At 60.1% G+C, this 18769-nt stretch carries 19 protein-coding genes, 1 tRNA gene and 2 pseudogenes; 7 read left to right on the forward strand and 15 right to left on the reverse strand.

Annotated elements, in window-relative coordinates:
* Positions 1–47: 47 nt before the first annotated feature.
* The 7 genes from NANH_RS0107085 to NANH_RS0107115 all read right to left on the reverse strand — a co-directional run bounded on the left by NANH_RS0107085 (position 48) and on the right by NANH_RS0107115 (position 5314).
* Entirely contained in the window at positions 48–1109 is a 1062-nt protein-coding gene (locus tag NANH_RS0107085) for a YncE family protein (RefSeq protein ID WP_027261394.1), read from the reverse strand.
* A gap of 115 nt (positions 1110–1224) precedes the next feature.
* Complete coding sequence (locus NANH_RS25705; RefSeq protein ID WP_051372613.1) at positions 1225–1884, reverse strand: TVP38/TMEM64 family protein; 660 nt, start codon at positions 1882–1884, stop codon at positions 1225–1227.
* 234 nt (positions 1885–2118) lie between these two features.
* On the reverse strand, positions 2119–2607 hold the full coding sequence (locus NANH_RS29655; RefSeq protein WP_322786789.1) for a DsbA family protein: 489 nt from the start codon (positions 2605–2607) through the stop codon (positions 2119–2121).
* Positions 2586–2882 carry a hypothetical protein gene (locus NANH_RS29660; protein ID WP_322786790.1) on the reverse strand — a complete coding sequence of 99 codons (297 nt, stop codon included), beginning with the start codon at positions 2880–2882 and terminating at the stop codon, positions 2586–2588. The genes NANH_RS29655 and NANH_RS29660 overlap by 22 nt, the downstream gene beginning before the upstream one ends.
* Before the next feature lie 41 nt (positions 2883–2923).
* Positions 2924–3424: a c-type cytochrome gene (locus tag NANH_RS0107105; protein WP_027261396.1), complete on the reverse strand. Its 501-nt coding sequence runs from the start codon at positions 3422–3424 to the stop codon at positions 2924–2926.
* Complete coding sequence (locus NANH_RS0107110; protein WP_027261397.1) at positions 3421–4815, reverse strand: multicopper oxidase family protein; 1395 nt, start codon at positions 4813–4815, stop codon at positions 3421–3423. Before NANH_RS0107110 ends, NANH_RS0107105 begins: the two co-directional genes overlap by 4 nt.
* Before the next feature lie 46 nt (positions 4816–4861).
* The gene (locus tag NANH_RS0107115; RefSeq protein WP_027261398.1) at positions 4862–5314 is read right to left on the reverse strand and encodes a c-type cytochrome; all 453 of its coding nucleotides are present in this window, start codon (positions 5312–5314) and stop codon (positions 4862–4864) included.
* A 265-nt stretch (positions 5315–5579) separates the two neighbouring features.
* Between NANH_RS0107115 and NANH_RS29780 the strand changes: the two genes are divergently transcribed.
* Positions 5580–5756, forward strand: a complete 177-nt coding sequence (locus NANH_RS29780) for a DUF2933 domain-containing protein (protein ID WP_211237080.1) — start codon at positions 5580–5582, stop codon at positions 5754–5756.
* An 11-nt stretch (positions 5757–5767) separates the two neighbouring features.
* Here NANH_RS29780 and NANH_RS0107125 read toward each other — a convergent pair whose 3' ends face one another.
* The 3 genes and pseudogenes from NANH_RS0107125 to NANH_RS0107140 form a co-directional block, all read right to left on the reverse strand.
* Positions 5768–7156, reverse strand: a complete 1389-nt coding sequence (locus tag NANH_RS0107125) for a sensor histidine kinase (protein WP_027261399.1) — start codon at positions 7154–7156, stop codon at positions 5768–5770.
* Positions 7153–7881 (reverse strand): response regulator, encoded by a 729-nt coding sequence (locus tag NANH_RS0107130; protein WP_027261400.1) that lies wholly within the window; start codon positions 7879–7881, stop codon positions 7153–7155. The genes NANH_RS0107125 and NANH_RS0107130 overlap by 4 nt, the downstream gene beginning before the upstream one ends.
* Positions 7882–8313: 432 nt before the next feature.
* Positions 8314–9441: pseudogene (locus tag NANH_RS0107140) on the reverse strand (IS3 family transposase).
* A gap of 208 nt (positions 9442–9649) precedes the next feature.
* On the opposite strand from NANH_RS0107140, the gene NANH_RS0107150 reads away from it, so the two are divergent.
* From NANH_RS0107150 to NANH_RS25725, 5 genes and pseudogenes are all read left to right on the forward strand, one after another.
* Positions 9650–9726, forward strand: a tRNA-Arg gene (locus tag NANH_RS0107150).
* Positions 9727–9801: 75 nt separating this feature from the next.
* Positions 9802–10509 carry a hypothetical protein gene (locus NANH_RS0107155; protein WP_027261402.1) on the forward strand — a complete coding sequence of 236 codons (708 nt, stop codon included), beginning with the start codon at positions 9802–9804 and terminating at the stop codon, positions 10507–10509.
* Between the two features lie 286 nt (positions 10510–10795).
* Positions 10796–10924, forward strand: a complete 129-nt coding sequence (locus NANH_RS29565) for a hypothetical protein (protein ID WP_281171011.1) — start codon at positions 10796–10798, stop codon at positions 10922–10924.
* A gap of 23 nt (positions 10925–10947) precedes the next feature.
* A pseudogene (locus NANH_RS28435) lies at positions 10948–11076 on the forward strand (IS3 family transposase); the annotation flags it as partial.
* Positions 11077–11680: 604 nt separating this feature from the next.
* A complete protein-coding gene (locus tag NANH_RS25725; RefSeq protein WP_036050581.1) occupies positions 11681–12187 on the forward strand; it encodes a hypothetical protein in 507 nt (168 codons plus the stop codon).
* Between the two features lie 3 nt (positions 12188–12190).
* Here NANH_RS25725 and NANH_RS0107170 read toward each other — a convergent pair whose 3' ends face one another.
* The 3 genes from NANH_RS0107170 to parA all read right to left on the reverse strand — a co-directional run bounded on the left by NANH_RS0107170 (position 12191) and on the right by parA (position 13676).
* Complete coding sequence (locus NANH_RS0107170; protein ID WP_027261404.1) at positions 12191–12598, reverse strand: universal stress protein; 408 nt, start codon at positions 12596–12598, stop codon at positions 12191–12193.
* Between the two features lie 94 nt (positions 12599–12692).
* Positions 12693–13013 (reverse strand): antibiotic biosynthesis monooxygenase family protein, encoded by a 321-nt coding sequence (locus NANH_RS0107175; protein WP_027261405.1) that lies wholly within the window; start codon positions 13011–13013, stop codon positions 12693–12695.
* Between the two features lie 27 nt (positions 13014–13040).
* Positions 13041–13676 carry a ParA family partition ATPase gene (parA, locus tag NANH_RS0107180; protein WP_027261406.1) on the reverse strand — a complete coding sequence of 212 codons (636 nt, stop codon included), beginning with the start codon at positions 13674–13676 and terminating at the stop codon, positions 13041–13043.
* Between the two features lie 137 nt (positions 13677–13813).
* On the opposite strand from parA, the gene NANH_RS0107185 reads away from it, so the two are divergent.
* A complete protein-coding gene (locus NANH_RS0107185; RefSeq protein WP_036050584.1) occupies positions 13814–14479 on the forward strand; it encodes a hypothetical protein in 666 nt (221 codons plus the stop codon).
* 87 nt (positions 14480–14566) lie between these two features.
* On the opposite strand, the gene NANH_RS0107190 is transcribed toward NANH_RS0107185, so the two are convergent.
* Both NANH_RS0107190 and NANH_RS0107195 read right to left on the reverse strand, forming a co-directional pair.
* Positions 14567–16852, reverse strand: coding sequence for a glycosyl hydrolase family 28-related protein (locus NANH_RS0107190; RefSeq protein ID WP_027261408.1), 2286 nt, complete (start codon positions 16850–16852; stop codon positions 14567–14569).
* A gap of 283 nt (positions 16853–17135) precedes the next feature.
* Positions 17136–18716 (reverse strand): lysine--tRNA ligase, encoded by a 1581-nt coding sequence (locus NANH_RS0107195; protein ID WP_027261409.1) that lies wholly within the window; start codon positions 18714–18716, stop codon positions 17136–17138.
* Positions 18717–18769 lie beyond the last annotated feature (53 nt).

Below are 18769 nucleotides of genomic sequence, written 5' to 3' on the forward strand. Positions count from 1 at the left end.
TGAGTGTTTCGGTCGATGATCGAAAGGAAGCGGGCGCGGTGCCCGCTTCAGGGCAGGACGACCATCTGGTGGCCTTCGCCCTCGACCCCGATCTCGCTCGTCACCTGAAGCGAGACCCGGTCCACGACCCAGACCCGGGGCGCGTCGCGGCTGCTGACAAAGAGCGTTTCGCCGCCATCGTCCACGGTCACGTGATACGGAGCCGGGGCCAGTTGCCGGAGCCGGGTCGCGCCCGAGGCCAGATCGATCGCGGCCAGCTGGTCGGCCCCCTTGACCGCGACGAACAGGGTGTCCTCGCGATCAGACAGGTCGAGCCCGTGCAACTCGGCCCCGAATTCATAGGTCGCGGTCACCGCGCCCGAGGCGATATCCAGCCGCAGCACCGTGCCGGCCTGGGCATCGGCGACAAAGACGGTGGCGCCATCGCGGGACAGGGCGAAATGCTCGGGCCCCTCGCCGGCCAGCAGGTTGCGGGACAGGATACGCCGCCCAAGATCCAGTTCGCTGAGCGTCCCGTTTCCGGCATTGCTGACATAGGCTCGGCTGCTGTCGGAGCTGAACGACACGTAGTTGGGCATTAGGCCAGTTGCAATGAAGTCGGCATAGTCCAGCGTCGTCAGGTCGATCAGCGAAACGCCGTCGCCGCTTGGATGGGTCGCCATGGCCCAGCGGCCATCGGGCGATACCGCAGTATGGTGAACCGCGCCCGGAACCTCGATCCGCCGCACCACCTCTCCCGTCCCGGCATCGAGCACGGTCAAGAGGCTCACCCCCTTGCCGGTCGGCATGGATGCCTGGGCGGGCCTGGCATGATGGGCGCTGTGATCGGCCTGGCTGACGCCTTCGGGCTTGGCCCTCTGCGCGACGCTTTCCGGGTTGATCTCAGTATAGCTGCCTGCCACCAGATAGCGGGTACCCGGCGCGCCGGCCAGCCCGTGCACCGCCTCGACTCCCACAATCCGCCCGATCGGTTCACCGGTCTCGCTTTCGACCATCAGGACGGAATCGGCGCTGCCTTCGGGGATATAGACGATCCCGGCCTGCGCGGCCCAGGATGTCATCAGGCTTCCAGCCAGGCTCAGAGCAGAGAGAATGCGAACGCGGGTCATGATGTTGCGCCTTTCCAGATCGGGATTTCGGTGCGGACCGGCTGCCGCCGCGCCTCGCGAAGCAGGCTCAGCCCGACGACGGGACACAACAGCAGGGTGTAGAGAACGAGCATCATCAGAGCCTCCTTGGCATCTTGCTTGATGGAATGGTTGAGCGGTCCGCATCGTGCGGCCCGAAGGACCGGCGGGAGCGCCACGCACACCAGGCCAGAGGCAGGCCGGTCAACAGCCCCAGCGCCAGAACCGGCCAGAGTATACCGCCCGAAGCGGGTCCGTTCAGTGTGCTGCCAAGATGGGTCAGCCCAAAACTGGCAGGCACGATCCCGGCAAAGGTCGCCAGTACGAACCGCCAGAAGCGCAGCGCCGACAAACCCGCGGCATAGCTGACAAGATCGAAGGACACGAAGGGCAGCAAGCGGCTGACGAAGACGGTCCAGGTCAGGAAATTCTGCGATCCGAGCAAACCTGCATCGAGCGCGGGCCCGACCCATCCGGTCACGAATGCCCGGCCCAAAAGCCGGGCCAGGGTAAAGGCGATCACCGCGCCCGACATGGCTCCGGCCAGCACCAGCCCGGTGCCCAGCGTATGCCCATAGGCCGCCCCGGCCGCGACCGCGATGGGGGCAGACGGCAGAGGGCTGATCACCACCGCCACCGCCATCAATCCGACGATGGCGACCGCCCCCCAGGGTCCAGCCCGTTCCAGCAGGGTCGCCACACTCTGCTGATCCGGCAGAGCCACCCCGCCGGTTACGGCCACCATCGCCGCCATCATCGCCAGAACGGCAAGCACGGCGACTGCCAGCAGGCGGCCGGAAATGGGCTTGCGCGTTGGTTTGCTCTGCAACTTGGCACCTGTCAGTGAAGGTCGAAAGGGCGGCACCGGAGCGCCGCCTCGTCTGATATTGGAAGCCATGGCAAACAACGCCAGTCCGGGCCCTGGGCGATTTGTATCCGGATGTAACCAAACCCGGCATCTGCGACAGACGGTTACGATTTTTCAAAGGGGTCACCCCCGGCAGGCACCGGGAGCGACGGCGCGGCTGGAGGAAAGTTCAAATATGCCGCGCTGTCTGCGCGCAATACTGCCCGGCCACCACTTCGCGTGCTCGGTTAACCGCAGCCTGCAATCGGAGGTGCTCCACGAAACCGGGTGCCGGGCTGTCTTGGCCCATAAAGGAAGGGGCGCCGTTGAACCCCGATGCTGGGCGAGCGCCATGGATTGCGCTATATGCGCGGCAACCTCGGGGGCCTCCATGTCGCGGCGCAACTGGTCGGTGTCCGGCCCGATCTCGCGCGCGATCCGCAATGCCCTGGTCTCGTTCGCATTGCCCGACATGCCCATCCGCGCCCAATAAAACGCTTGGTATTTGCCCCGCTCACGCGCGGCTAATGCGGCGCGGGTGGCAAAATCGGAACCTTCGCCCAAAATCGGCCGCTCGCGATAGACCAGACGTACATCCGCACCGGCCTCGATCAGACCCTGAACCTCGGCCATGGCGCGACGGCAAGAGGGCCGTTGCAGTCAAAGAACTCGACCACCGTCACGTCGCCGCCGGAATTGCCCGGTACCGGCGCATTGGGATCGTTGAACAGGCTGCCACGGTTCGCGGCCAACGCGGCATGGGTCGAGATTGCCTGCGCTGCCTCTTCGGCGTGTTGCAGCTGTCCGACCGTCCGCAGGAGGATCGCGGGGCGTTCTACGATCGCCTCGCAGACCAGCGTTTCGATCTCTTCGCCACCGCCCTCGCCCGCCCGGGCGATCAGGGGCACCGCCGAAAGGCTGGCCTAAAGGATGATTTGCTTGGCCCGGGTCATTGCTTTCTTGCCTGCTCGTCTGCGCGGGTCCGTTCGGCCTGGGCGGCGCGCACGCGCGCGGGCCAGGCCGATTTGATATAGTCCAGGATCGACCGGATCTGGTCGTCGCTCAGTTGCTTGCCGAACGCGGGCATGCCGCTTTCCAACTCTACTCCCATTGCCGCCAGCGTTGCCTGACCGCCGAACTTTGTGTAATCAAACAGCATGCTGTCGGGGTGGTGCCAGGTATGCCCGGTCTCGTCATGCGGCGGCGCGGGCAGGCGGCCATCCGCATCCGGTTCGCGCCAGTTCGGCTGCCCTTCGAGGGACTTTCCATGGCAGGACGCGCAGTTTTCCCGATACAGAACCTGCCCCTGTGCGATCGAGGCCCCGCTCGCCCCGCCTGTAAATTCAGCGGCGGGCGCGGATGCAGGCCCGGTTCGCTGCCGCGAGACATAGACCGCCGCGGCCAGGGCCAGAAGCGCAACGGTGGAACCGATAAGATATATGGGTTTCATACGGTTACCTCAATCCAGGTCATCATGCCCGAGGCCGCATGGCTGAGCATGTGACAATGAAACGCCCAGCGGCCCGGATTGTCGGCGGCAAAGACGATCTCGTGGCTTTCACCCCGCAGGGTCAACAGCGTGTCCCGCAGCGGTCCCGGCGTGCCGTCTTCGGCCAGGATCCGGAAATGCATTCCGTGCAGGTGCATGGCATGTGGAAAGACGGTGTCGTTGACCACAGTCATGCGGGCGACCTGCCCCAATGGCAGCCGGGCCAGCGGCGTTTCGGTCATTCCGACAAGCCCGTTAAAGGCCCAGAATTGCCCGTCTTCCATCAACTCACCCGCGGTGCGGCTGGCGCCTTTCCAGATGGCCTCGCTCATGCCGCCCATGGCGCCTCCGCTCATTTCCAATCGCAGGGTCGCGGCCTCGGCCAGACCGGTCAGATCGGGCGCGCGATTGGGCGGCAGCGGCGCGGGTGGCGGGCGGCGGCTTGCGCTGGCGTTGCCCGACACCGGAAAGGCCGCCTGAACAAAGCCGCCGCTCTGCTCCAGCCGCCCGATCAGCGCCTCCTGACCCTCATCGGCGGTGATATCCACAAACAGATCCACCCGCTGGCCCGGACCCAAGGCGATCGTCTCCGGCACCGGTTCGGGGATCGCGACCGGCATCCCGTCATAAGCCATCAGCCAGCCGTCCAGCCCCTGAAGGCCAAGCGTGAACAACCGGGCATTGGCCGCGTTGACGATGCGCAGCCGCAACCGATCGTTCCGCTTGACCGGCAACCGATACGCGGCCTCGCCATTGGTCGAGATGAAATTGCCCTGACGCCCGCCATGCGAAAGATCGTGCAATGCACCGAAATCATCGGCGATCTGGCCGGTCTCGGGATCGACCCGCCAGTCATCCAGCATCAGCGTCGCGTCACGATCCACATCGGGCGGAGTCGGCTCGTCAACGATCAGTGGCCCGTACAGCCCGCGCGCCACCTGCTCTGCCGAGCGGTTGTGCGAATGATACCAGAAGGTTCCCGCATCTTCGGCCGCCAGATCATAGGCAAAGCTCCCGCCTGGGCGAACAGCCTCCTGCGTCAGGCCCGAGACCCCGTCCATCGCGTTTTCTGCGCGCAGCCCGTGCCAGTGCACGGAACTCGCCTGGGGCAAACGGTTGACGAAACGGCGCTGGATCCGATCCCCCTGTGCCACCCTAATCTCGCGCCCCGGTGCCTGACCGCCATAGCCCCAGACCGTGGTTTCCGGATAGTCCAACGGCAGCAATTGCACCGCGTTTTCCCGCGCGACCAGCTCGGGGGCGGCGGCCTGGGCGCGTATCGCCGTTGCAGGCAGCGCTGCGACTGCGGCCGCTCCACTCGATGCCCAGAGAAAGGAACGTCTGCTCAACATGTTCTTGCCTTATTGAGTTGGGATGCCCGGCCCGCTGGGGTCGGCATTATTCTATCCCGTTCGCCTGTTGCAGTTCGCGGATATACCGGGTGATCATCCGCACATCGCCCGCGGTGATCCCTTCGACCGGGGGCATGTTGCCGAATTTCCAGTGATGCGCGCGCACGCCGTTGCGGGCGGCAATCAGAAAGGCCGCGTCAGCATGGTGGCCGGGTCGATAGGTCGGATGCACCAGCGGCGGCGCCACCCCGTTCTGGCCGGCGGCGTTCTGGCCGTGGCAGACAGCGCATTTCGCCTCGAAGGCGCGGCGGCCGATGCGGGCGTTTTCGGAAAGAGTTGCGGGCAGGCTGACCTCGGCGATAGGCGCGCCCTGCTGCAAGGCGCTGGTGTCGGGCGGTGTCATCGAATGGGTTTGCGGCGCGGGCACCAGCATGTTCCAGACCAGAACGCCAAGCCCTGCGACGGGAACGGCCAGAATTGCCAGACCAAACTTGTTCATATGTCTCTCGCTGCCCTAGCCTTGGAGTTTCTTTGCTCCGGGAGTCCGGGTCACCGCCAATTGCCCTTTCCAATACAGAAGCGTCAATCCCGCAGCAGGCACCGATTTGTATCGATATGTATCCTTGACCTGCCATCGCGGGAACCGGCGAACTCACCCGGCATCGACAAAATGAAAGGATGATATCATGGGACCACGACATGCGCGCCAAGGGGGCAAGGCCCCGTGGCCTTCCAGATGGGGAATGCTTTTGTGTTGTCTGGCGATGCTAGCGCCAGTTGCCATTTTTCTGATCATGGGCACCGGCCTGACAGCACTTTCCGGCAATCTATGGATCGTGCTGCCGCTTGCGGCCTGCTTGGGCCTGCATTTCATCATGCACCGAGGAACGGGTCGATCCAGCCACACAGCGGAACCAGACACCGAACAGAAGCATGAATAGACGCCCCACGCCTAACCCTGACGGGGCTCTAGCGGCAGGGTTAGAGTGGCGCGGAGACCGCCGCCCGGTCGGTTGCTCAGGACGATGTCGCCGCCATGCGCGCGCAGGATGCTGCGCGCGATCGACAGGCCCAGCCCGTGCCCGCCGGTCTCGCGCGAGCGAGAGGCCTCCAGGCGCATAAACGGGTCGAACACTCGTTCCAGCTCCGGTTCGGGAATGCCAGGCCCCCTGTCGCAGACGCGGATGACCGCAAAGCCCCGCTCCGCCGCGTAACTGACCTCGACCTCTGTACCATAGGTCTGCGCGTTTTCGATCACGTTGCGCAGCGCGCGCCGCATCGCGTTCGAGCGCTGCGCAACCTCGACCGGGCTGCCATGATTCAGCGTGAACCCCTCTGGCATATCCTGCCGCAACGTCTCGAGAAACACGCCCAGGCTACAGGGCTGCATCGGTTCTGCATCCGCTAACCCGCGGGCAAACAAGAGCGTCTCCTCAACCATGTGCTGCATTTCTTCGATCGAAGCGATCAGGCTGTCGCGGGTCTCGTCATCCTCGACCAACTCGCTGCGCACACGCATGGCGGTGAGCGGCGAGCGCAGATCATGACCCATTGCCGCCAGCATGCGCGTGCGCTCTGCCACAAGCCTGACGATCCGGTCCTGCATGCGGTTAAAGGCTTGAATCAACTCCCTCACCTCGCGCGGTCCGGCGGTGGCCAGCACGGGTCCGCCCTGCTCCGGTCCCAGCTTCTCGGCAGCATCCGACAACAGACGCAAAGGACCGGTTACCCGCGCCAGAAGATACCAGAACAAGGCCAGAAATATGAAACCGGCACTTAGACCAAAAGACAGCGTAGCAAATTGCGGCCATTGAAAGGGCGGGCGTTCGAACCGCGTCGAGACGTTTAGCCAGTCGCCGCCGGAAAGAGCAATCGAGAGTTGCAGTTCCACCGTTAGCAACTGGCCGCGCATCATCTCGCGATGCTGTTCAGCCATCTTCGGTTCCAGATAAGGCAGCGGCAGCGCCGAACTGTCGATCTTATGCATTTCGGCCCGAATCTCGCGGCTGAAATCATCGTCGAGCAGGGCGCGCATTCGTGCTTCGATGGCCCCTTTCGCATCGTGGGAGACATGGTCGACCACTGGATCGGAACCGATCTCGAACCGGACCAACGGAGAGTTGGCCGCGCTAACAATCTGCCCACGCAGACTTTCCGGTGCCTTTTCGATCAGCCGTACAACATTTACGGCCCGGCCCGTCGCCTCGTCGCCAATAGCAGCGCGCACAGCGAGGTTGCGCTGATCTTCAAGCAGCACAAGCGTAACGCCCTGCGCAACCACAAGCGCCACCAGGACCAGGCTGACGATCTGCAGCCGAAGGCTCTGCGGCGCGAACCTCACCCCTCCAGAACTTCTACATCGGCAGAGAGGCAATATCCCCCATTGCGATATGTAGTTATGAGACGCGGGCGCAACAGATCTCTTTCGATCTTGCGTCTGAGTCGACTTATCTGATTGTCGATTGTCCGGTCCAGTGGCGCTGCGGCCCGGCCAGATGTCAGTTCCATCAGTTGCTCGCGGCTCAACACTGTTCGAGCTCGTTCCAGCATCACAACAAGGAGCTTGAAATCCGCGCTGGTTAAACTGATCTCCCGGCCGTCCTTGTCCACTATGACCCGCCGGTCACTGTCTAATATCCACTGCGCAAACCTGATGCGTTTTCCGGCAAGGCTGCCCGCCGGGGAAACGGTGCGGCTGGCTCTGCGCAGGATGGCCCGGATGCGTGCAAGCAACTCGCGCGGGTTGAACGGTTTGGCCAGATAGTCATCCGCCCCGGATTCCAACCCGACGATTCGGTCCATGTCCTCGCCCAGGGCCGTAAGCAACAGAATCGGAACATCCCCGGTCTGCGACAGACGCTTGCACGCAGAGAGCCCGTCCTCGCCGGGCATCATCACATCCAATACGACTAAATCAATATTTCCGGACACCAAAACGGCATCCATTTCCTTTGCGTCCTTTGCCATCGTCGTGCGCAGACCATTCTTTTCGAGATACCGGCAAACTGCATTCCGAATCTCACTATGGTCATCAACGACCAGAATGTGTGGGGTAGAGTTCTGCATAGTCCCAACAAGCCTGTATTCACTTTCAGATGTCGATCTATTTGTATTTTTGTATCAGCCTGCGGCAGTCACCACAGTCAAACGCTCGACGCGAGTGGATTCGTTGAACACGCCCGCTAAACCTCGGTAGTCACGTGCTTTCTCACTTCATCTATCAAGGTATCCTTGAATATCCCTGCGGCCATTCCCAGAGGGCGCGTCTTTCTATGAATCAAGTAGCAACCGTTCTTGACACGGCTTCCGGGCACCCGCAATTCCCTGATCGATCCTTTGTGCAACCAAAACTCTGCAAAATGCAATGGGACGAACCCAAGGTAACGAGATGACAGGATCAAGAGCATGCGGGAAAGAATGGTTGGAGCAGACGCCAGAAAACTGAGACCCGAAAGAAAAGTGGACGTGTCGCGCTTTTGTGCTGCCCCAAGTGCTCGTTTAAGCCACGTTCCGTTCGAAGGCGACCGGGCTTTTCCAACCCAATGCTGAGTGCCGTCGACGCGGATTGTAGAAGCCGTTGATGTATTCGAAGATCGCGATCGCGGCTTGCCGCCTTGTTTCCCACGACCGTCGCCAGATCAGCTCGGCCTTGATGGTCTTGAAGAAGGTTTCGACGGCAGCGTTGTCGTAACAATTGCCTTTTCCACTCATCGATACCTCGAAGCCATGCTGACGCAGGATCTTCTGGTAGTCGTGGGAACAGTATTGGCTGCCGCGGTCCGTGTGATGGATGCAGCCCCTGGGCGGCGCACGGAACGCAATGGCCATGTTCAACGCCCGGATCTCCAGGTCCCGCTTCATGCGATTGCTGACGGCCCAGCCGATGACCCGCCGGGAATGCAGATCAAGGATGACCGCCAGATACAGCCAGCCTTCTTTGGTCCAGACATAACTGATGTCGCCCGCCCATTTCTGGTTCGGGACATCTGCAATAAAGTTACGATCCAGTAGATTGGGCGCAATACTGAACTTGTGGTCGCTGTCCGTTGTCACCTTGTGTTTGTGCGTTCTGATGACTGATATGCCGTTCTGGCGCATCAATCTGCCCACACGGCGATGGCCGACATCCAGCCCAATCTCCTTCAGCTCTTCGGTCATCCTTGGTCTGCCATAGCTACCCAGGCTGAGACGCGATTGTTCTTTGATGTGTGCCAACGTGACCAGATCAGACCGCTGCCGCCGACTGGTCGGGCGGTTGCGGAATGCCGGTAATCCACGTGTGCTGACGCCAACGACATCGCACAAGCGGTTGGCTGGGAAGCTGGCGTGTGTTCTTCGACAAACCTAAATCTCATTGCTTTAGGCCCGCAAAGAACTGGGTGGCCTTTTTAGAATCTCCCTCTCCTCCTTGAGAAGCCGGACTTCACGTCGAAGCCGCTCATTTTCTCTGGCGAGGTCCAAATCTTCTTTCGAAACTACGTCCGTGTCTCGATGTAATGTGATCCATTTGTTCAACGTCGATACGCCAACACCCAGATCGTCAGCAACCTGCTTGCGCGTTAGCCCGCTGGTCAGCGCAATATGCACCGCATCTGCTCGGAATTCGTCCGTTCGGTTCAGTCCCATAGTCAGTCTCCTTTGTCGCAATAAATGCTATCAAAGGAGCGGCATCAAACCGCGACAGGTCCAAAGCGTGTGTCGTCAGCCGGGAGACGACATGTGCTTCGACTGCGAGCGCGCGCGGAGGGATGCAGCGAAGACTAAATTGGAGCCTCGACCAGAGGCTTAGCGGCTTGCCCAGAAAGCCTTCGTCGTTTAAACATCGCGCGGTGATGCTCCCTTAGCTCAACTGGATAGAGCAGTCGACTTCTAATCGACAGGCTGAGGGTTCGAGTCCTTCAGGGAGCGCCACGATTGCCATCGGTCATTAAATTTTTGATTACCTATTTCTAAGGGGCCACCATTGGGATCATCTCCGAAAAAGGAATGAGCGTGAAAATTTACCTTACAGAAGATGAAAAACGCGCAATTTCCGAAATTGACCAATCGGCGTTCGATGCCGAGATCAACGACGTTTTGAGAGAAGAGGTGGCTACTCAACTCAGGTCTCACCAGGCTTCCAGCAGAGTACCTTATCTGGCGTCAAAGCTGCACTACTTCGAAAAGGCGCTCCAGGAATATCGAGCCTCGAAATCAGCCAAGAAGCGCGAAAGAACCTTCTATGATGCAAGCAAGGCAGGCCGGGACCTGTCGTATGCGCTGTCGTCGATGAAGAGTCGCATGGTAACCGAGGAGCAAGAGCGACAGTTATTTCGGGTCGACGACAATATCATCTGGCCGCTGCGCTTTAACCGGACCTTCAGTGTCACTGTCTCGTTTCAATGGCGGCAATCGCTGGACGATGATTGGGACTACGGACGTATCACCTTCCATCACAAGGTGAAGGAGCGTCGAGATTATTCGGCACCTAAACCGAAGAGGAAGCCCAGCGCGGCCCAGCAGGCCCAAGATCTCCAAGACGCGTTGTCGAGGGCGTGGGAGCACTTCGTGCAATTGGCACTATACTCCGTCCGTGACTTCTTCCGGGAGGGTGGTGATGGCCGCGACATCCCAGATTCGTTCCAAGCGGTGCCTGACAAATATTCGATGGGGCTGAACAATTTCAGCCTCAAGTTCTGGAAAGACGGATCGTAGGCCTGTGCGGCTTTCCCCATGAGCCAATTGCATCGCAATTGCATAGTGCAGAAAAAGGCAATCATAACCGCTTATGTAATAAGCGGTTGGAGATGTAGACCAGCGACCTTCTAAGTCCGAGACCGCGTCTGGCCTGTTGCACGGGGTGCGCCGTTTTGCGCCCCTCCACCCTATCTTTTTGAAATCGCTTATTTATAATTAGCGGCGACTACGCTCAACTCTTACGCCTTACTCTGTGGATTGCGTCCATTTGCGTCCACGAACGCGGCGACCAAGGGGTTAGATCGTGGCAAAACTGTCCAAACGGATCATTGACGCATTGCGCCCGGAGGCGCGCGATCACTTTGTCCGGGACAGCCGGATTTCCGGGTTCGGGGTGCGGGTGACCTGCTCCCCTGAAAGGTCCGCGTTTTGAAGTTAGCCTGTTCTCCAACCGAGGTGACAGACGATGCGGAAGAGCCGATCATTGGCATCCTGAAAGAGCACCAGGCGGGAATGGCGGCCAGGGAGCTGTGCCGGAAGCCCGGCATCAGTGATGGCACATTTTACAAGAAGCGCCCTGAGTATCGCCCCCCGGAAAATCTCCAGCCGGGTCAATTCCTGCACCACCTTGCGCACGGTTTCGACCCAAGCCTGCCGGTCCTGCCAGTGCATCGCGTTGGACCCATCAACCACAACGAACGGCCTCTTCGGACGCAGCACAAGCACCGCGGCCGCGACCATGCCGGTAACAGAAATCATCATCAGATCGCTGGGAACCGCCCCATGGTACAGAACCACCTGGACCGCACCAGCCAAGGAAATCAGCAACCGAAGAAAGGCCGCAAATACGGGAAATCAAATTTTGGGCCGCGGGCGGGATGCCATGGCTTTATTCATAAGCCGTTGAAAGCAATGCAAAGGCGCGGAAGTGAACGCGCGCGCCTGCGTAAGCTGCCACAAGGTCGCGTAAACCTTGGCAAAACCCCATTAACCGATTGTAAAATATGAATGTTTCGTGCGCGAAACATTTCCCTGCAAGCCTTTGAAATCGCTAAACCGGACAGGCGCCTCGCCGGTTCCGAGCCAAGGCCGCCGTTAGCCTGCCGTTTATCTTTGCGCGTCGCACGATGCCCGTTCCACTGCCATCCCTTCCGCGCTAGGTTGCCCTCATTCAAAGGGGAGCCCTGCTATGCCACGCCTTCTGACCGCTGTTCTGATCCTGTTGCTCGCTGCCGCCCCTCCCGTGCTGGCGCAAGGATACGGCGGATTGTCCTCAGGGCTGAACAACCGCACCACCAACAAGGTGGTCCGGATGCTGGAAAAGGGCCTGCGGCAATGTCAGGCGCTGGACGCGGCCTATCGCTATGATTGCTATCGGCAGAACTACCGCGATGCCGCGCAGCAGTTGGACAACAACCCCGCCTATGCCCCCGCACAAAAGGCGCTGCGGGATGTCGAGACCACATTGCAGAGTGTCCTGCGCAACGACACCGACCCGGCCACCGGTTCCATCCGCCGCCGAGGCAGGACATTTACCGCCATCCAAGAAAGCGCCGTACCCCGTTCCAAGGCGGCCTTTAGCGCCGCGCTGGACGAGGCCAGGACCCGGCTATTACGCTCGTCCAGCAATCCGGGCGATCATTTCTCACGTATTGCCAGCGTGCTGAATTCCAACAAGGTGTTCCTGCGGTCCTGACCCTCAGCGCACCACATGCACCGCACAGGCCGCGTGACGCACCACCTGAGCGGCGGTCGACCCCAGCAACAGGTCCTGCATGCCGGGACGATGCGAAGCGATGATGATCAGATCCGGCTTGTTTTCATCCGCCCAATCCAGGATCGAACGACCCGAATGGCCTTCGATCACCACGCCCTGCGCATCGGGCAAGGTTGCCGCCATTTCGTCCAACTGCGCCTGAATCGCCTGACGCGCCTCGCGCAGGTAATCCACCGGCATATAGGAAATCGCATAGCCAGGGATGTGCTCGACCACATGCAACAGCGTGACCTTGGCGTCCGGGGTGGCCAGAATCTGAGCCAGTTTCATGGTGCCGGACGTATCCCGCTCGGCGTCAAAGGAAATCGGTACGAGAATATTGTGGTACATCGTGTAGCCCCCTATTTTTGTCGCCGCCAGCCTGCGTCTTTGCGTGCGCGCGCGCCTTGATCCACGTCATGTCCCGTGAAGGTAACATACGGCGCTAGCTGAAAGTTTCCGCCACGTCGTACATCACCGGCTCGAACGAACGGCACAGCTCGTTGATTTTACGGTTACGCTTGCGCATCTCGTCACTGCGCAGCATCGCCTGAAAGTCCTCGCGTCGTTTCCATTGCGAATAGTTGGCGATGCGGGTCTGGGCATCGTTCACATGCAGGCTGGCCGCGACAAAGCCGGGTTGCTTGCTGATGAATTTCTCATAGGCGTCGGTCAGTGCATCCAGCAAATCCTGGCAAGTGCCCGGAGACATCTCGAAGGTGGTGATAACAGTCTGGATACTGTGGTCTTTGGTGATGGATTGCATGCGCTCCTCCCTGGGTTTCCCTTCAGCTTAGCACAGCTGTTTCAAACGCGCCTCGACTTCCTGCACAAGGGCGGCCACCTCCTCATGCACCGGCCCCTTAGGCGCCTCGATCGCCGCCCGCCCCTGCCCCAGCGTTTCGGCATAGATCACACGGTTGGTCATCGGAGTCAGCGCGGTATCGGCATCCAGTTCAGCAGCCTTCGCCGCCACCTCCGCCGACAGGCGGGTTCCGGCCCGCGCACGGGTCATTACCATCAGCGCCGTCTTGTTCTCGCGTTGGGCCAGATCCAGCACCGCCTCGACAGCCCACAGATCCAGATGCGAGGTGGCAACAGGGATCAACACCAGATCCGCCGCACGCAGGGCGGGACGCAGGTCGCTGTCTGCCTTGGGGGGCGTATCAATGACGACGATGTCATACCGGTCCGCCAGCTTGCGACACTCATAGCTGACCCCCCAAGCCGATGCGGTCGAGAATTCGATCCCCGGATCGCCAGTCGTTTCCAGCCGTGTCATGAACCAGCGCCCGGCGCTGCCCTGCGGGTCGGTATCCATCAAGGCGACAGATTTCCCGGCTTTGGCAAACCCGACAGCCAGGTTGACCGCCAACGTTGTCTTGCCCGCCCCGCCCTTTTGCTGTGCGACTGTGATCACGTATCCCATGAAAGCTCCAGTTGTGCCGACAGGCAGCTTACGCGGTTAAGGTCGAGTCGCAATGGCCAATGAGACCCGGATTTCCAAAAGCCCTGGTAACACTCGGTTAACCAAGCCTGCCGATGCTGGCGATCGGAGGAAGCGCAATGCGATTTGCGGTCATTGTCCTGTTGCTCTGCGCAGTTCTCGCGCCCCCGGCCCTGGCCGGCGCTTGGCTGCGCGAGCACAAGACCGCCTTTATCGCCATCGGTGCCACGGTGCGTGGAAACCGCGAGACATTGCCAGACCTGGAAAACAAGTTTTACGCGGAATATGGCCTTGTGCCGCGCCTAACCTTGGGATTGGATTATAACGACACACGCGGAAAATCGGGTCATGCATTGCTGTTCGTTCGCCTGCCCTTGGGCCGAACGGATCGGCGCATGCGCTATGGCATCGAAATCGGAGCCGGCATGCATCGCTGGCAACAGGAATGGGCTTCGATGTACAAAATCGCGCTGGCCGCAGGGCGCGGGTTCGAAAGCCGGTGGGGCAACGGCTGGATGGGGCTGGACGCCGCCTATGAACAGCGCGCGGGCTTGTCTGACCCGACCTTTAAACTGGATACGGTGATCGGCATGTCATCGGGCTGGCGGGTCCGTCCCCTGATAAAGCTGGAAACCGCCTATGTGCCCGGACAGCCTCTGGGTTGGTCCTTTACGCCCGGCATCATGTTCGATGTTCGTAACAGCACTTGGGTCCTGGGAGTGGAACGCCGTTCGACCAATCTGGAAACCATTGGTCTGACATTCGGGTTATGGCGTAATTTCTGACCCCGACAGGACCCCGCCAAAACGCCAAAAGGCCGCGCATCTTCGGCGCGGCCTTTCCGATCCTGTTGTCTGTGTTCAAATCCGGGGTCAGAGATCCATGCGGACCGTGACAACGATATCGCCGCGCACCGGTTCGTTCCAAACCAGTTTGATTTTGTCCTTGTTCCCGCCCTGCTGGGTCAGCGCATATGGCCGCGAGAAATTCGCGTCCGAACTGGCATTCGAGATCTTGCCCAGGGCAACGATAGAATCCACGCCCCGGATCTGCCCGCCAAAGGGAAGTTCTCCATTCACACCAATGATCCAATTCGACGCATTCGTGCTCTCGGAATGGCGCACACGCAGCGGGTTGAACGCCTGTTCTCTGATCGAATGAAAGGTGTTGGCTTCGAATGTCACATGCTTGCTGCGGCTAAAATCCAGATCGGCAAAGCTGGTATCCACCCGTTCCACCCGATCGATGGTGCCATTCACACTGCGGAACTTGTTGCCGCTGATGGTGACGCCGTTCAGGAAATGCCCGGTCCCATGCGGTTTGAGCACGATAAAGCTGAACCACGGCGCAACATCACCGCAGAGCATGATGTTGTCGGTGATGCTCATTGCGCTGAACGAGAACCCGTTATTGAAATCCGGAGTGGGATCGCGTTCATTGGTCCATTCGACGGTACAATTGTCGATATAGTTCCCGGTAATCGTCGCATTGGTGAAATTGTTGGCAATAATCAACCCGGCGGTCCGAACCCCGGCCGTCACGTCATCGCCTTGGAAAAAGTGATTGCCCAGCACGACACTGTTGGCCCCGCCCAGCAGGGCAAAATGCTTGAACCGGGTCGCCCGGTTGTTGCGCAGCTTGGGATCGTTGGCATTGACGTTGATGGCAACGGTCGTCCGGTCGGGAACGTCCAGCGACTCCTCAGAAGACAGGAACTGGCACCGGTCGATCAGAATCCCCTGACACCCGGTGCCAATCGAGGTGACGCCGCGATCCTTGGGGCGGCTGATGAAGCAGTCGCGCAGCTGAAAAGTCAGCCCCGATGGTGCCAGCCGGATACCGCTGCACAGCTTGTTGCACTGAAATTCGATATCGCTCATCGCAAACTGGCTGAGGCTGCCGAAGCCGCTGAAATCAAGCATGTACTTGAAATCCGTAAAGGTGAAGTTCTGCGTTCCCTCGGCATCGTACAGCGGCGCGTTCAGGACGATTTCCGCAGCCCCGATATTCTTGGATCGGACATAGATTTCACGCCCGACACCGTTGCCTTCGACCAATGAACCAACGGCAATATTGGCGATATTCGCCACGTTGGTCAACTTACGCGGATCGCTTGCCGAATAGGTCGCCCGGGCGGTGACGCTCTGTGTATCCCACACTGCGGCGCCGGTGGCCGTGAACTGGCCGTTGCGAATAACCCGTCGCGTTGCATAGGTGATCTTGTTCGGAACGGCCGCCTGCATGTCGATAGGCCGGGTCACCGTCACCTTGCGCCCGCACATATCCAGAGATTCATGGTCCGAGTTGTTCAGAAGCGCCTGAAACGCCTTGGTAAACGCCAGTTCTTCGTCGCCAAAGGCAGCAATGTAACTTGGCAGATCGAAACTCTTGGCCAGAATAAACACCTTGTTGGAAGGCATGGTTACCGTGCCCTCGAATTCGACAGGTGATTTCAGCGAAACACTGTTGGATAAGGAATAGACACCGGCAGGCACAAGTATCTTGCGCCCCTCTGCGGCTTGGTCGGTTGCCTCGAACGCGGCTGAACAATCGGTTGCGCCGTCACCCACCGCTCCGAAATCGCGCACATCGACCACGTTGATCATGTCGCGCAGGAACACGCCGGTCACATCCTCGATCTGCAAATCGTCGATCCGCACAATGCCGCCGTTCGGACCAGTCAGATCAAGACCGAAATGGCCATACAACGCCTGCGTACCCCAAGGCAGGTCGACGCCGCCGCGCGCACCCGGACCAACGATCGCGGTGACTTCTACGATTTTGCCATAGCTTTCCAACGTGACCGTTGTGCCGACCTCGGTCAGGCCGTTGACATGGTTCCCCCCCGCTCCGCCTGCCCAGCCGGCAATGCGCACCGATGGCAGGTTGCCCGCAATCGCCTTGATGCGCGCCTTGATCTGCAGATAGCAGCCCGGCAACAGCGGCGTTTCGCCCATATAGCGCAGTTTTTGCACGCCATTGGTCTTTTGCAATTCCAGGCAGCCGCCAAAATCCTGGTCCGCCGGAACCAGCGCTGCGTTGACCGCGCCCTGATAGGTATCGGACCCGGGCGTTCCGTTGCCGCTCGACCAGACATCCAGACCGGTGTCAAAAACAGGCGGCATCAGCTGCACGCCGTCGGTGATTGCCTTGTTCATACAAATCCCTTTCCCAAATGCGCGCGCCCGAAATCGTTCCGGACGCGGCCATATCCGATGGGTCCGGGTCGCTCCCGAACGCGGGAAAGGAGGTATTCTACAAGGGTTAAGGCGGCTTCACACCACCGTTGCGGTGCCCCGGCAACAGGACCCGCAACCGGCCCCTTGAAAAGCTGTAATCTACTGGGTTTTCAATTGCTTCTCAGGTTCAAATTCAGCACAGACGCAGGCGGTCCGCCCGGCGACCGCCGGTCCGTGCCGATAAATGGCTGAACTGGGCCCTTCAAAGAGTCAGGAATTCACCGGCCAACGCCCGATCGATCAGCGCAACCGTTTCATCCACACCGTACAATGCGATGAAGCCACCAAACCGTGGCCCCTGGCTCGCCCCCAGCAACACTTCGTACAACGCGGTGAACCAGCTCCGCAGCGGATCGAAACGCTCGCGCCCGACCGCGTAGACGATGGATTGCAAGGCCTCGTCGTCGATGCGCCCGTCATAGGCCGCCAACTGCGCGCGCAGGTCCAGCAACGCCTCGCGCTCGATTTCGGACGGTGCCCGAAAGACACGGGTGGGTTTCACGAAATCGTTGAAATAGCGCACGGCATACCCAGCCGCCGCATCCAGATCCGGATGGCTCGCAGCCGAAGCGTCAGGCGCGTAGCGCTGGATGAAACCCCATAGCTGTTCCTTGTCCCTGGCGGCCGAGACCGAGGCCAGGTTCAACAGCATCGCAAAGGGCACGATCAGCGTGGATTCGGGCACAACCCCACCGTGAATATGCCATACCGGATTGTTCAACTGTGCCTTCAGGTCCTGATCCGGATAGGCCCGCAACTGCTGGTGATACTCATCCACCGCTTTCGGGATCACATCGAAATACATCCGTTTTGCGGTCTTGGGCTTTTGGTACATGAAATAGGACAGGCTTTCCGTGCTGGCATAGGTCAGCCATTCGTCAATGGAAATGCCATTGCCGGAAGACTTGGAAATCTTCTGGCCATTCTCGTCCAGAAACAGCTCATAGCTGAAATGCTCTGGCTTTCTACCCCCAAGAATCTCGCAAATCCGGTCGTAGATCGCAGTGTTGGTGGCATGTTCCTTGCCATACATTTCGAAATCGACATCCAATGCCGCCCATCGTGCGCCGAAATCGGGCTTCCACTGCAATTTCACATGCCCGCCGGTAACCGGCAGGGTCCATTCGCGTCCGTCGTCATCATCGAACGTTACTGTATGCGTCTTGGCGTCCACATGCTTCATCGGCACATAAAGTACCCGCCCGGTGTCCGGATGGATCGGCAGGAAAATCGAATAGGTCTGACGCCGCTCCTCGCGCAGCGACTTCAGCATGACCTTCATCACCTCGTCATACCGCTCGGCCGCGCGACAGAGGACCTCGTCAAACTGACCGGACTTGTAATACTCGCGGGCGGAATAGAACTCGTAGTCAAATCCGAAAGTGTCGAGGAAGCGGCGCAGCATCGCGTTGTTGTGATCGCCAAAGCTGTCATGGGTGCCGAACGGGTCCGGAACAGAAGTCAGCGGCTTGTGCATATGTTCTGCCAGCATGTCCTGGTGCGGCACATTGCCGGGCACCTTGCGCATGCCATCCAGATCGTCCGAGAAACAGATCAGCCGTGTCGGGATATCCGATATCTGCTCAAAGGCCCGCCGTACCATGGTCGTGCGCAGCACTTCACCAAAGGTGCCGATATGCGGCAGGCCCGACGGCCCATAGCCGGTTTCAAACAGCACATACCCCTTCTCCGGTGGCGCTTTCTGATAGCGTTTGAGCACCCGCCGGGCCTCTTCAAAAGGCCAGGCTTTCGAGGTCATGGCAGCTTCGCGCAGATCAGACATTTTGCACTCCGAAACAGGGGCCGCACGGGGTGTGCAACCGTGCCGCACTCCCT

Source organism: Sedimentitalea nanhaiensis DSM 24252 (assembly GCF_000473225.1).
Lineage (GTDB): Bacteria > Pseudomonadota > Alphaproteobacteria > Rhodobacterales > Rhodobacteraceae > Sedimentitalea > Sedimentitalea nanhaiensis.